Source organism: Gordonia sp. SCSIO 19800, assembly GCF_018132775.1.
In the GTDB taxonomy this organism is placed as follows: domain Bacteria; phylum Actinomycetota; class Actinomycetes; order Mycobacteriales; family Mycobacteriaceae; genus Gordonia; species Gordonia hongkongensis.
Map to the genome: position 1 here is coordinate 38708 of NZ_JAGRQM010000020.1, position 13572 is coordinate 52279.

The window sequence follows — 13572 nt, forward strand, 5'->3', positions numbered from 1 at the left end:
GTGGGGACTGGCCGCGTCGGTGAATCGAGCTCATCGACCGCTCACCGCACTGGATCTGCTGCTCGGTACCGCCAACCCCGAAGTCGGTCCCGAGGACGCTGATCCTGTGCGGGACAGGAGATCCGGGCATCAATGGTGGCCAATGCCTCCGCGAGTGGCGGTGATCGCATGTGAGGGTGGGGTCGACTATCGGAGCTCGGAGACCTTCGGACTGCTCGTCGCCATGTTCGGCGGGGGCGCCCAGATCGTCACCACAACACGCTGGACGTTGCCCTCAGACGCGGCTTTCGACAGGTTCGCCGGTGTGACCGCGGTTCCCGGTCCGACGACCGAACTGGCCCTGGCTGTGGACGACACGCACACGACGTCTGATCCTTCTGCCGCTCTGGCGGAATGGCAACGGACCAAACTGCAGCAGTGGCGTGACACGCCGGGACCAGCTACCTCACCACTCACCTGGGCTGCGGTTGGCACCCATGTCTGCGGGTATCGGCCCGTCACTGCGGGAGCGGCAAGTGCATCCCGAGGAAGGCCATCATCGTGACCGTGCCGGAGGACGGGCAGCACACAGAGGAATCGGATGAGGAATGGTCGAGACGCCTCGACGAACTAGATGAGCGGGCGCAACGGGCCGACGACGGCGGCAATCCGCGTGAGGTTGTCGAGGCCTACGTGGACCTCGCCGAACACCTTGCAGGCGTTGCCGATCACGATGTCGTGATCGAGTTGCTTCTCGTTGCACGCGAGGCCTGTCTCGAAGTCGATCCGGCGCGGGCCACCGAGCTTCTGCAAACCGTCGGTCTGCTCGCACACACCGCCGGTGACTTCGGATCCGCCTACGACGCGTTCGGAATCGCGTGTGAGGAGCTCTCAAGCGTCGCTGACCCGGAGCACTTCGCGAGCTCGCTGAACGACTTCGGCGCCATGTGCACACAGGTGGGCGAGTTCGACGAAGGAGAGGAGGTGCTCCGGATGGCCGAATCGATATATCTGGATCGCCGTCTTCTCCATGACGCTGCCGAAGTACGGCTGAACCTCGCGAACAACCTCTACCAGTCGGGCCGGGGCGCGGATGCGGAGCGGCTCCTCTCCGAACTCGTCGACTTCTTCGGAGACGACTCGGTGCGCCAAGCGATGTGCCTGACGTCTCTGGCGGCGGTCCACGTGGAATCTGGTCGGGCTCATCTCGCACGACCGGCTTTCGAACGCGCGATCAAGATCTTCGAATCGGCCGGCGACGCAGAGCACGCTGCCGAGAGCCGGATGGGTTTGGCGCTGGTTCTACTCGGGTCGGGGGAAGTCGACCGCGGCGAGACACTACTCGCAGAGGTCATCGATTACTACGAGAGCATCGGGAAGCCCGATCGGGTTGCGATCTGCGAGTACAACCGCGCGAATGCTGCGACTGCCCGCCATGACTTCGCTGTCGCCGATGCCGCGTTCGACGCTGCGAGCAACGGGCTCGCGGCAGCGGGAATGCACCACCAGCTCGCCAAGCTGCAGTGGAATCGCGTCAAACGCCTCACGACCGAGGCCGCCCGCGACCCGCAGCGGCAGGCCACACTCGGCGCCGAAGCGGTCGACACCGCAGTTGCGTCCCTCATCGCGTCCGACTATGAGCGCTTCCAGTTCACGGACTCGTGGCGGCGTGCCAGGTGGCGCGACACGCTCGAACACCGGATGACGTGGACGTTCCTACTGGCCTACAAATTGGGTGCGACCACTGTCACCGCGGATCTCATCGACACGATGATCAACGCCGGGGTGTATGGCTTCTCGGGGACGCTGATGCCGGATGAACCGGTGGCACTGGACGTGTCGACCGGACCGCGAGCAGGCGCAGCCATGCAGGACGAACCACCGACGTCGCTCGTGCTCGGGCTCGCCGCCACGTTCCTGCGGACTGCCGAGTTGCCGATGGCGCCGCCACCGGCGTTGGTTGACGGGAACGGGCGTTTGCTCCTGGAACGTCAGCGCGCAATGGCTGCCGCACTGGATCCTGACCTCGCTGCAGTGCTGGAAACAGCACCGCGAGTGCAGATTTGGTAGAAAACTCGGACCATCGCCGCTACCTTCGATCACAGGGTCGAGGTCGATGATGGCGTGGGAGCAACTCGATCTTGTCCGACGTGACCTGCACACCATCGGTCGGTGTCAGAGCCTCGCTACTCCATTCATACGAATTTCGGCACTTACGTTGCCGCCCCCAAATCGCCCGCTTAGCATTGCAGTGCTGGTCCAAGCTATCCGCCAAAGAAGAACGGACACAACACATGACCACTGGCAAGAAGAAGCTCTCCGAGCTCGTCGGAAGCGCGGTCGACAGCGATTCCCTCCTGGCCGAGGCAGTTGAGCGGCTCAAGAGAGAGAAGGAGACCGACAGCGTCGAGTTCTTCCGTCACGGACAGTTCGGTTCGCACAACGCGTAGCGACTCGTGAAACTCTGGCCATACGACGGATCGTGCGATGCCACCACTTCGATAGCGGAGGGGTGGCGTCCCCATCCGATCAACGAGTTCATCTTCAAAATCCAAACGCGCTGCAATCTCAACTGCGACTACTGCTACGTGTACAACCTCGGTGATGATTCGTGGAAACAAGCACCCGCGGAACTCAGTGACGAACTGGTGGATGCGGCGGCGGCTCGGATTCGTTCGCACGCAATGCGACACGGCCTGCCGTCCGTGGCAGTGTCCATACACGGTGGTGAACCGTTACTACGCGGGATCAGCAGAATAGAGAACTTTGTCGGGCGCATGAAGTCCGGTCTCGCGCCGGTCCACGTGGAGATCTCGATGCAGACCAACGCCACCCTGGTGACCGAGCAGGTCGCTGCTCGATTGGCTGAACTCGATATCCACGTCGGGGTTAGCCTCGATGGTGGAGAGAAGTCGAACTCCCACAGGTTGGACCTCGGGGGGAAGTCGTCCTTCGCGCGTGTTGTACGCGGGATCTCGAATCTTTCGCGGTTCCCGGGCCTCGTTCAGGGGGCTCTCGCGGTGATCGATCTCGAGAACGACCCCGCCGACGTGTACGGCACGATCAAGGATCTCGGATTCACCAGCCTTGACGTGCTGCTTCCACATGGGACATGGGAAGCGCTACCGGTACGAAAGAACCCGGACCGTCGACTCGACGCATACGCGCCGTACGGGGACTGGCTGATCGAGTTGTACCGTGTGTGGTCCACCGATGAGTCACGGATACGGTTGCGTCTGTTCGATGACATCATTCACCTCCTACTCGGCGGGGAGTACTCGTTCGAATCCCTGGGCCTGGCACCGGCCCAACTCGTGACGATCGAATCCAACGGCGACATCGAACTGGTCGACAGCATCGGCTTCACCTACGACGGCGCGGCCGCCACCGGTGCGAATGTCATGACCCATGAACTCGACGAGGTCCTGACCCATCCCGGCGTAGTCTGCCGACAGATCGGGGCGCGAGCCCTGCCGGAGGTGTGCCGAAGCTGCCCCGTTCTCGAGGTGTGCGGTGGAGGTCTCATCTCCCATCGATGGGACTTGTTGAACGGCTTCAAGAACCAGACTGTCTATTGCTCGGACATGAAGAAGATCATCGACCACATCGACACTGATGTACGTGGGCGAGTGGAGCGGGCGGACACCGCCGGCGTCGGAGCCGCGGGGTGAACTCATCGAGTCCGCAAGCAACGGATGAGGTCGACGAATTCGGTCCCGATGATCGAGTCGTGGACGCGCTTGGCATCCCCAGCGCTCTGGTGAAGTCGGCCCTCGACGAGGGAATCGCGGCGCATGACTTCTGGGCTGTGATGACGGTGGTCGGCACATCGCAGATGCGACCCGACAACGACGCGGCGTTGATCCGCGATCTCATCGACTCCTGCGGGGGTGTCGACGGCAAACGCGTCGCGGACCTGGGGAGTGGCTGCGGGAGGTACGCGGCCGAGATCCACCGGCGCGGTGCGAGCGAAGTGGTCGGATTCGAGACATCCGGCACGCTCAGGCGGATCTCGAGAGCATTGCATCCGGCGGTACGTGTCGTAGGCGACTCGCTCAGCGACATCGGGGTGAGAGGCGCATTCGACGTGGTTGTCGCGTTGTCGCACATCCTGTTCATCAACGAGTCGCATGACGGGTTGCGGTCTGATCTCCGGAACATCCGGAGTGCGATGCCGGACTTCGGTGTCATTGTGGTGGAGCAGTTCTCGATCACCGCTGGGGAGAGGGTCTGGGCAGCGGTCGAAGGGACATCGATCACCGAACAATGCCACCTCGCTGATGAATCTTTGGTCCACCGGTTCGTGGTACGACGGGACGGCACAGCGATATTCGAGGAACAGATGAAATCGCTGCTTCTGACGGACGACGAGTTCGAGGAGATCGCACGGGACGCCGGCTTCCTGGTGAGTGCACGTCGCTCCGATGTGACGTCTTCCGGTGAGAAGTCGGAGTTATGGGTCCTGCGCGCGCAGAAAGGATTCAACTACCTCAGTGACATCGATTCCTTCCTGGAATCGTGGTTGGAGGGAGATCACGAGCGAAACAGATTGTCGCGTTCGCTCGTGGCCGACGCCGACGGGCGTGTGCGTCCCGAAGGGACGTTCGCATGGGGCCAAGGAGCCTCGGTCTCCCGGAACCATCCGGAGTTTCTAGAGTGCTTGGAGCCTGCGGTCACTAGCCTTGTTGTCGAACTGGTCACCGAGTGGAATCTGGTCACGTACTCCAGTTGCGACGGCCATCGAGTCTCGCGTGAGCCGTGCGAGGACTACACAGAATGCTACGTAGGTGTGGTCAGCTTCAGCGACGTTCACGAGCAGGCGTTGGTCAAGCTCTTTGAGACCGTATGTGCCGAGTTGGCGACCGATACCGCGCACCCCAGAGTTCGACAGCGTCCACTACTCGGCCCGCGTAGCAAGCATCCGGCCGTGGATCTACTGATCAACCGGCGCGGGCCGCATGTCACGTGGGCGAACTATCAGGTGGAGCGAGATCGACTTGTACACAGCATTGTTCAGCGTCTGAGAAGGATGCGACTTGAGAACTGACCGAGCGAGTGACGACATCTGGACCGAACTCGCTGACCTCGACGTCCGTCCAGAGCGGGCTTTGGGTGTGCTCGACCTCCTGAGCGGACGGATTCGCGGGTCATTCCGCACTCTCGCCCAGAGTCTCGAGGTTCCGTTCCCGGAGCTGTCGAGAACGATCTTCGAGGTACTCGAGATGGCGCCGCACGTGGTCGGCTACGGCGCGGGGTACATCTGGATGACATCGGTTCACAGTGCGATACGAGTAGACGACACAAACCGGTTCGAGGAGCTCGCAGCCGATTTTGAGCGATTCCGGGCGGCAGCCGCTGTGCTCTCGGGTAGCTCGTATGTTGCCGATGGCTTCCGCACCGACCTGCTCTCACGCGGTGCCGAGGGCGGGCCGGTGGTTTCCCTACCGTCTATCGGCGCCTTCGAACTGAACTCCGATTCGGGGCTCCGTATAGAGTCCGGCATTGTGCACGGGGAGTATCGGTCCGGACCGAGAACCGGCGGCCTGCGAGTCGACGCCTTCGAGAGTGCGTACCGGCTTCCCCGTTCGAAGTCGCTGTTCGATCTCGCACCCGAGGGTTGTTGGGAGACTGCGCACGAGGAGATCATTGCGGCAGCCGACATGGCGCACCAACTTGTTCCGACGCTTATGGATCGCTATCAGGCTGATGTCGTTCCGCTGAAGCGTGGGGAGCACACCTCGAACGCGGGTACGGATGAAGCCGCGCCCTTCGTGCTGTACTCGTCCTTTCGACGGACTCCGGTGGACTTGGTGGCCTGCCTCGCGCACGAGGAAGCGCATGCACTGATGAATGCGGCCGAGAAGATCCTCGGCGGAGTGCTTCCGGAGTCCGAGCTGACGATGCCTGTCCCGTGGAAACCGGGTGTGACCCGCACCCTGTCCGATGTCATCCACGGGCTCATCTCGTTCGGGCGAGCCGCCCAGGTCCGTGGGCGGGCCCTTTCGCTCGGCGTGTCCGATGAGCAGAACGAGGAAGCACGCGAACGGGAATCCCGATGGGTGCGTGAGGTCACAGCCGGCCTGGAGAACGGTGTGCTGGGTCCGCTGTCCGACGAACTCCGATCGTGGCTCGGACAGAATGTAGAAAGACTTGAGCCCGCACCACCGGAAGCCCGCGACGGCCGAGATGTGGTGGCGGTGGCAGGTGACTCGACCGACGCATGTCCGTGGGTGCTCTATCGATCGACGGGTACCAGGAACGCAGCGGCGGAACAGTATCCGGAGCTGAGTCAGGGCGAATGGCTTCGCGGATCGGGTGCATTCGGCGATCAAGATCGGCGGGATCTGGAGGTTGTTGTCAAGTCCCGGCTCGACACTGTTCTCACGCAGGAGATTCCCGAGCTCATACAGAGTCGATTCGGCACCAACGTCGTCCTGGAGGCCGTCAAAGCCCACCGGCTGCGGGAGGGCGATTCGATTCGCAATCACTCCGACCATGACGATCGAGCAGGTTCGTCGTCGACCGGGTCCTACCGTGCGGTGCTCGGCTGCACCGTGGCGCCGACGGCCGGCGGCGAACTACGGTTCACCGACGGTGATCGGGAGGCCTTCGTGGGACTTCCGCTGCGGTTCGGTGATGCGCTGATCATGAACATAGATGTGCCCGGAGGCCACGAAGTGACGAAAGTAAGCTCGAACACGTTCCGTTACACCATCATCGCCACCTACCGGCGGGATGGAGATGCCTGATCCCCGCGATCGGAGGGCGAAGCTCGTCGTTGCCGACCTCCGGCCCAAGGTGATCATCTGGGATATCGACGGCACCCTTTGGGACGGCGTGATCGACGACAGCGTTGCGGGGGAACTTCGTCAGGGAGCTCAGCTGGTGCCGGCTTTGACCGAGCGAGGGCTGGTCAACTCGATCTGCTCGTACAACGAGACCGCGAAGGCCCGCCGGTGGCTTGAACAGCACGGGCTTGCCGACTACATCGTGTTCGAACAGATATCGTGGGAGGACAAAGCATCGGCGATCCGCCGAATGCTCGCATTCTTCAATGTCGCAGCCGAGTCGGTGGTCGTGGTCGACGATGATCTGCGGGTGCGCGAACGTCTTGCGGCCGATCTGGGCGTGACGACGCTGGCTCCCAACGACATTGAGACGGCTGATCTCGATTCATGGGGAGACGAATCGAGCGGTACCGAACGACTCGGACACTACCGTGTGCTGGAGCGCAGATGGAAGACACTCGAATCCCACCGGGCCAACTCACCTGGGAACGACCTCGTCCCGTTCCTGCGGGACAGTCGAATCACCGTCACTCCGGTTGACGTAGTGGCCAACAGCGGACGAATCGCTGAACTCTCGCAACGCAGCAACCGGCTCAACCTCACATCGAGTCGGATCGACCCGGAGGCCGTCGAAGAGCTAAGTCGCGATGGGGGACTCGTGTCCCGGGCCTTCCGCGTGGCCGACAGGTTCGGCGACTACGGACTGTGTGGATACCTGGTGGTGGAACCGAGTGTGTCGGTGAAGCACCTGCTCTGGTCATGCCGGGTGGTCAACCAAGGAGTTGTCGAGGCTGTCGCCGACAGGATTCGCACCGAGTTCGGGGTGACAGTCGATCACCCGGCCCTGATTGAGTTCGGCCGAGAGGTCGACTGGATCTCGGGTGTCGACGAGTTCTTCGGGCCTTGTTCGTCCATCGTGGAGCCTGCGGAGGCCGACCATCCGCCACCGGTCCTGAGTCAGGTCTGTCTCGTCGGTGGTTGCGACATGGATCTTGTGGCCGCGATGTGGCCACCCAGCGAGCATCTGGACGTTCTCGTCAGTGGGCTGACCAGTGCCGACGGTGTGCAGCAATACGGTCAGAGCAGCCTGCCGCTACTCGTGGGTGCAGCCGCGTACGGTGAAGAGTCGTTGAGAGTCAAGCAGATACCCTGGATCGGAGCGATCCCCTCGGTCGGCGACTGGGCCGAGGCAGATCTCGTCGTGATCAGTTTGTGGGTCGACTACAGCTGTAGCACCATTCGGCATCCGGAGGATCCCGACGAAGTGTGCGCGCCGGAGTACATCCGGTTGACTGCGTACAGCGACGACGCCGAATGGGGCCACTGGTTGGGCCAGTCAATGTGTAGGACAACATATCTCGGCGAGTTTATGCATGGGCCAGCGCTGACTGCCAGTGAACTGACGGGATACGTCGCGAAGTTGGCAGAGCTCTGCTCCGACACCACTGTCGCTCTGATCGGTGGTCCTGAGCTGTGCCGGGATGTCAGCTATCCATCGGGTGATGACCAGTACCGTCGCAATAAGACACTGAACGAAGCCGTGGCGGCTGAGGTGCGTAAGCATTCGAACCTGGTTTTTGTCGATATGAGTGCGATGGTGGACGGCGTCGGTCAACTCGCCTCGCCCGATGATCCGACCGGCTTCCACTATCGCCGTGATGTGTATGCGCGGATGGCAATCGAGCTTTCAGAGTTGCATGGGGAAGCGAGGGCCCGAGCGTACCGATCGCTTCTGGAGGCAGCGGAGACCGCGTTGTGAAGGTCGTGGGCGTGGGTCCGCGAGATGACTTCTACTGTCATGTGAACGGTGATTGGATCGATCAGCACGTGATGCCGCCGAACGTGTCGATCGACGGATCATTCAGGGACGCATGGAGAATGGCCGAGAGTCGTGTGCGAGATACCATCGCGTGCGAGCTGAAGGACACGCCTGTCTTCACATTCTGGTCCGCAGCGATGAGTGCATCGGATCCGTTGGTCGATCCGCACATCGTGTGCGCCGAGGAGCTGCAGGTTGTATCCACCCTGCGGGAGCCGTCCGACCTTCCCCGTGTGCTCGCCGAGCTCTACGAGATGGGTGTGACCGCCGCGCTGGAACTCACGGTCCGAACGGAACCAATTCTCGAATCGGGGGAAAAGCCAAATCGTCTGATCGTGAGGACGGTTCCCGGCGAGACGGACGACCGTGGGTCGGGCCCGGGCGTAGCGCAGAACCAGTTTACTTGTGATGACACACAGGCAAGTGCCCTCTCGCTCGACCTCGCTCACGCATGCCGGACCCGGAGTGCGGACCGAACTGAGAGGGTTTCTGTCCTCGACCTCTGCGATCGAGCCCCGTGTTTCGACTGGACCGGATGGCTCGACATCCAGGGCGTCGCATTGACCGAACAACTGAACGTGCAGGTCGTGGACGTCGAAGCGGTGGAGACAGTGGCGAACGCACTCACCGCGCACCCGCTCGCCGCCGTTCGGGAGTGGTTGCGATCACGAGTGATCCGGTGCCGCTACGGTCAACTGCGGGGTGGCGATAGCCCCGATGCACGACTGCTCGCCTGTCAACGGCTGACGGAACGCTTCTACGCCAAGGAGATTCTGGAGAGGTATCGACAACGTTTCGTCACTGAATCCCGAGTCGAGCAGGCGATGTCGATCGCGCTCGATGTCCGGAATGCTCTCCTGGAAATTCTCTGTCATCTTCCGCTCTCAGACGGTGGCCGACGCCATCTGGCCGAACAGATCGAGCGGGTCACCATCCGAGTCGGTCTCCCGGAGGCGAGACCGGTTGCCGCGGAGTTTCGGTGTTCGGACAACCCGTATGAGAATGTGCGCAACGCATTTCGAACTGAAGCTGCCGCCGTGCGAGCAACTCGGCATTGGCGGGAAGCCGCCGCCTGGGACCCGGCGAGGGCGTACAGCGCAACAGGGTATTACCACCGGGGTCGCGGGGAACTCCTGCTTCCGTGGGGCTTGCTCGACGAACCCTTCCTCGCCGACAACGGTGCGCCGGGCGCCAGCTTTGGGACGTTCGGTTGCATAGTCGGACACGAACTCGCCCATTCGATCGACCTTCACACCGAGGTCGACTTCGGAGATGACTCGCAATCAACGATGACGGTGTCAGACCTCCGGCGGGTGGCCGCCTGGCTGCACAGTCTGATCGACCAGAGTGACAAGGCGTTCTTTGATCCGATGTCCCGGCTGGAGTACGCAATCGACGCCGGTCGCGCACTCAACGAGGTCTTTTGTGACCACCTCGGGGTGTGGGCTGCGGCGGTCGCAACGAGTCATGCATCGCCTGGGCAGCAGGCGATGCGTGAGTTCTTCCGGGGCTACGCCACCATGATGCGTTCAGTCGCGACCGATGTCGAACGCGATGATCGCCTCTCCTACGATCCCCATCCCCCGGCTGAGGTCAGATGCAACTGGGTTCTTCGAAATCTGGACTACTTTCACGATGCCCACGCCACCACCAGCGGAGACCGGATGTGGGTCGAGCCGGCCCGTCGGCTGTGTCGGACACTCGAGGAGATGCCCGGTGAGTCGGGCTGACGTGTCGACCGATTCGTTCGCGTCCCTCGTCTCCGACGACGAGGTGTTACGCCATTTGTTGGAGGGAAGCGGGATCTCCTTGCCAGAGAGCGGATCGGAGATGTTGCAGGCATGGGAGTACAGCAGGCGATTCCTCGCCGGACTCATTCCGCGGCCCGGCACGCTGCTGGATTACGGCTGCGCCAACGGGTTTCTCCTCAAATGCCTTCAGAATTGGTCCCCGCACGACATCGTCCCTTTCGGCGTCGATATCGATGCCGCCCGTCTCCGGGAGGCGCGTCGGATCTTCTCAGAGGTTCCGGAGAACTTTGGTCTGGTCGGCCAGAGCGATGTGGTGGGTGAGGGGTTCCCCCGCCAGTTCGATCTGGTCTATTGGGCAGTCGGTGACAACATCGACTTCGCTGAAGCCGCGAACCAGCGGTGGCTGCGGAGCGTCCACGCGCTCACCGCTCCGGGCGGAAGATTTGTGATGGGGTTCTACGAATCGCCGACGGCGAATCGCGCCAAATTAGATGCCTTGTCGACGTGTGGTTTCCGCTTCCAGAGTGTGGTTCAGAATCCGCAGTCACCGGATGAACTCGCCATTTGGATCGACGTTTCACAGTGAGTGTGCACTCGGGCTCACCACCTGTGGGAACCCGGATGCCCGCCGGGGGTGGTTCGCGACGAGCAGATGAGAAACGTCCCCGTGCGGCCGGAACTCCGGCACACGGGGACGTTCAGTGGAATCTCTAGACGAGACTCAGGCCTCGATGATGAACTCCTCGAGCTGCTGACGCGCGACGTCGTCGGCGAGCTGCTTCGGCGGGGACTTCATCAGGTAGGCCGAGGCCGGGATGACCGGTCCGCCGATACCGCGGTCCTTGGCGATCTTGGCGGCGCGCACGGCGTCGATGATGATGCCGGCCGAGTTGGGGGAGTCCCAGACCTCGAGCTTGTACTCGAGGTTGAGCGGCACGTCGCCGAAGGCGCGACCCTCGAGGCGGACGTAGGCCCACTTGCGGTCGTCGAGCCACTCGACGTGGTCCGACGGGCCGATGTGGACGTTCTTGTCGGCGATCTTGCCGGCCAGCGGACCGTTCAGGTTGGAGGTCACGGCCTGGGTCTTGGAGACCTTCTTCGACTCCAGACGCTCACGCTCGAGCATGTTCTTGAAGTCCATGTTGCCGCCGACGTTGAGCTGGTAGGTGCGGTCGAGGGTGACGCCGCGATCCTCGAACAGCTTCGCCATCACACGGTGGGTGATGGTGGCGCCGACCTGGCTCTTGATGTCGTCGCCGACGATCGGGACACCGGCGTCGGCGAACTTCTGGGCCCACTCGGGGTCCGAGGCGATGAACACCGGCAGGGCGTTGACGAACGCGACGCCTGCGTCGATGCAGCACTGGGCGTAGAACTTGTCGGCCTGCTCCGAGCCGACGGGGAGGTAGCTGACGAGGACGTCGACCTCGTTGTCCTTGAGGGCCTGGACGATGTCGACACCGGAGCCGTCGGCCTCGGTGATGGTCTCGAGGTAGTACTTGCCGAGGCCGTCGAGGGTGTGACCGCGCTGCACGGTGACGCCGGTCGGCGGCACGTCGGCGATCTTGATGGTGTTGTTCTCGCTCGCGAAGATCGCGTCGGACAGGTCGAAGCCGACCTTCTTGGCGTCGACGTCGAACGCGGCGACGAACTCGACGTCGCGCACGTGGTAGGGGCCGAACTTCACGTGCATGAGGCCGGGAACGGTCGAGTTCTCGTCGGCGTCCTTGTAGTACTGCACGCCCTGCACCAGGGATGAAGCGCAGTTTCCTACGCCCACAATGGCAACGCGCACCTTATTGGGCTCACCCATGGTCGGGTTCTCCTTCTTCTCGCGGCATCGCAGTCGTTCGCTGCGCAACCGGTGTTTTCCGTTGCTCGGGTTCGTCGAGCTGTTCGTCCCGGCTCGGCGTCGAGTCCGGGTCTTGATGTTCGTCATCGGCTCGTCCGGTGGAGGCCGTGGGCCGCCCCGGATCGAACGGTGACCGTTCGCCGTCGGCGAGGTCGTCGTCGAACTGTCCGTCGAACGGGTCTGGCGACCCGTCCTGCTGGGAGCTCTCGGCCGCGATCAGCTCGTTGAGCCAGCGGACCTCGCGTTCGCTGGATTCGAGGCTGAGCTGATGCAGCTGACGGGTGTACCGGTCGACGGCCCGGTTGGACCGCCCGACGATCTCCCGCAACCCTTCTCGACGCTCCTCGACCTGCCGCCGGCGTCCCTCGAGGATGCGCATGCGCGCGACCGCCGGGGTGCGGCTGAAGAACGCCAGATGCACACCGAAACCGTCGTCGGTGTAGTTCTGGGGTCCGGTGTCGGCGACCAGCTCCGCGAACCGTTCCCGGCCCGCGTCGGTGAGCTGGTAGACGCGCCGGCCTCGCCGCACCTTCACGCCCAGGGGCGTCTCCGGTTCGTCGATGAGGCCGTCGGCCTGCATGCGACGCAGCGTCGGGTAGAGCGATCCGTACGAGAACGCACGGAAGGCGCCGAGCAGGCCGGTGAGCCGCTTGCGCAGCTCATAGCCGTGCATGGGGGATTCGAGAAGCAGTCCGAGAATGGCCAACTCGAGCACTTCGCCACCCCCTTCGCGGTCCTGCCGATGACTGTCACTACTTCCTCGGATCGATGTGCCGGCACGCTCTGACGAGCCGACACCTCGTTCCGATGTGTTTGCCAATGTATCGCACCGATATAACCGTGTCCACGAGCGGTCGGTCGGCGGGAGGACGGACACGCGACGACGCCGCCACGCGGCGATCGACCATCCCGGGTGTGGGCCCGTCGGACCCGCGTGCCGGACCCCGTCGGCCCGACGCCCCGGCGGAGACCACGTACCCTGAGAACCGTGCAACGCCAGATCGTCGACTACGCCCTGCAGCGGCGCGCTCGGCTGTCCTCGGTCCACGCGGGCCGGACCGCCGTTGCCGAGGTCTGCGATGCGAGCCCGTATCTCCTGCGCGCCGCGAAATTCCATGGTCGGCCCAGCACCACGATGTGCCCGATCTGCCGAAAAGAGCAGGTCACGCTGGTTTCCTGGGTGTTCGGCGACCGGCTCGGTCAGGTGAGCGGGTCGGCGCGCAGCAACGAGGAGATCGCCCGGCTCGCGACGACCGCCGAGGAGTTCTCGGTGCACGTGGTCGAGGTGTGCCGGACCTGTAGTTGGAACCATCTGGTCCAGTCGTACGTTGCCGGGCTGCCGCCGCAGACCACGCGTCGCTCTCGACGCGTGGCCAAGTAGCG

At 63.1% G+C, this 13572-nt stretch carries 11 protein-coding genes; 9 read left to right on the forward strand and 2 right to left on the reverse strand.

From position 1 onward, the window contains the following. Positions 1-540: 540 nt before the first annotated feature. From KB201_RS19370 to KB201_RS19405, 8 genes are all read left to right on the forward strand, one after another. The gene (locus tag KB201_RS19370) at positions 541-2049 is read left to right on the forward strand and encodes a tetratricopeptide repeat protein (RefSeq protein ID WP_211540130.1); all 1509 of its coding nucleotides are present in this window, start codon (positions 541-543) and stop codon (positions 2047-2049) included. Positions 2050-2273: 224 nt separating this feature from the next. Continuing rightward, positions 2274-2429, forward strand: coding sequence for a hypothetical protein (locus KB201_RS19375; RefSeq protein ID WP_171011647.1), 156 nt, complete (start codon positions 2274-2276; stop codon positions 2427-2429). Positions 2430-2435: 6 nt separating this feature from the next. Further along, positions 2436-3650, forward strand: a complete 1215-nt coding sequence (locus tag KB201_RS19380; protein WP_078112522.1) for an FxsB family cyclophane-forming radical SAM/SPASM peptide maturase — start codon at positions 2436-2438, stop codon at positions 3648-3650. A gap of 59 nt (positions 3651-3709) precedes the next feature. Beyond that, complete coding sequence (locus tag KB201_RS19385) at positions 3710-5026, forward strand: hypothetical protein (RefSeq protein WP_078112523.1); 1317 nt, start codon at positions 3710-3712, stop codon at positions 5024-5026. Then, complete coding sequence (locus KB201_RS19390; protein ID WP_137810159.1) at positions 5016-6728, forward strand: 2OG-Fe(II) oxygenase; 1713 nt, start codon at positions 5016-5018, stop codon at positions 6726-6728. Before KB201_RS19385 ends, KB201_RS19390 begins: the two co-directional genes overlap by 11 nt. Then, positions 6721-8526 (forward strand): hypothetical protein, encoded by a 1806-nt coding sequence (locus KB201_RS19395; protein ID WP_137810158.1) that lies wholly within the window; start codon positions 6721-6723, stop codon positions 8524-8526. Before KB201_RS19390 ends, KB201_RS19395 begins: the two co-directional genes overlap by 8 nt. 119 nt (positions 8527-8645) lie before the next feature. Then, positions 8646-10316: a M13-type metalloendopeptidase gene (locus tag KB201_RS19400; protein ID WP_176455905.1), complete on the forward strand. Its 1671-nt coding sequence runs from the start codon at positions 8646-8648 to the stop codon at positions 10314-10316. Beyond that, on the forward strand, positions 10303-10923 hold the full coding sequence (locus KB201_RS19405; RefSeq protein WP_171011644.1) for a bifunctional 2-polyprenyl-6-hydroxyphenol methylase/3-demethylubiquinol 3-O-methyltransferase UbiG: 621 nt from the start codon (positions 10303-10305) through the stop codon (positions 10921-10923). The genes KB201_RS19400 and KB201_RS19405 overlap by 14 nt, the downstream gene beginning before the upstream one ends. Before the next feature lie 135 nt (positions 10924-11058). Here the strand turns inward: KB201_RS19405 and KB201_RS19410 are convergent, their stop codons facing one another. After that, positions 11059-12150 (reverse strand): inositol-3-phosphate synthase, encoded by a 1092-nt coding sequence (locus KB201_RS19410; RefSeq protein WP_058252890.1) that lies wholly within the window; start codon positions 12148-12150, stop codon positions 11059-11061. Next, positions 12143-12904, reverse strand: a complete 762-nt coding sequence (locus KB201_RS19415) for a PadR family transcriptional regulator (protein WP_078112529.1) — start codon at positions 12902-12904, stop codon at positions 12143-12145. Before KB201_RS19415 ends, KB201_RS19410 begins: the two co-directional genes overlap by 8 nt. A gap of 273 nt (positions 12905-13177) precedes the next feature. Between KB201_RS19415 and KB201_RS19420 the strand changes: the two genes are divergently transcribed. Beyond that, positions 13178-13570 (forward strand): DUF5318 family protein, encoded by a 393-nt coding sequence (locus tag KB201_RS19420; RefSeq protein WP_065629491.1) that lies wholly within the window; start codon positions 13178-13180, stop codon positions 13568-13570. Positions 13571-13572 lie beyond the last annotated feature (2 nt).

Bases quoted from the DNA above. Each gene is read 5' to 3' on its own strand.
- KB201_RS19375 (WP_171011647.1), top strand. From the start codon at position 2,274: ATGACCACTGGCAAGAAGAAGCTCTCCGAGCTCGTCGGAAGCGCGGTC.
- KB201_RS19395 (WP_137810158.1), top strand. From the start codon at position 6,721: ATGCCTGATCCCCGCGATCGGAGGGCGAAGCTCGTCGTTGCCGACCTC.
- KB201_RS19400 (WP_176455905.1), top strand. From the start codon at position 8,646: ATGGCCGAGAGTCGTGTGCGAGATACCATCGCGTGCGAGCTGAAGGAC.
- KB201_RS19410 (WP_058252890.1), bottom strand. From the start codon at position 12,150: ATGGGTGAGCCCAATAAGGTGCGCGTTGCCATTGTGGGCGTAGGAAAC.